Here is a 310-nt window from a genome sequence, read left to right as displayed (position 1 = left end):
GCGTTCGCTCATGCGGATGTGCCGTTCGAGCGGTTGGTGGAGGTGCTCAATCCGGTCCGTTCCACGGCACGGAACCCGTTGTTCCAGGTGGGTCTGTCCTTCCAGAACATGACACGAGCCAGCCTCGAGCTGCCTGGTTTGACGATTGCTCCGGTCGACGTCAATTCACCGCTCGCGAAGACCGATCTGCAGCTGACGATCTTCGACGGCACCACAGCGGATGGTCGCCCGGCAGAGATCCACGCCGAGTTCACCTTCGCGACGGATTTGTTCGATGTGGTGACGGTGGATGGTTTTGTGGAGCGGTTTG

General features: G+C 60.3%; 1 protein-coding gene. It reads left to right on the top strand.

Annotation, left to right across the window (positions count from 1 at the left end):
* The coding region (locus tag ACODSO_RS29375; protein WP_489040120.1) for a condensation domain-containing protein at window positions 1–310 on the top strand (310 nt) is incomplete at both ends.

Source organism: Rhodococcus sp. FG69 (genome assembly GCF_057808915.1).
The sequence above is the reverse complement of the archived record's forward strand: the minus strand, read 5'-3'. Positions and strand labels throughout refer to the sequence as shown.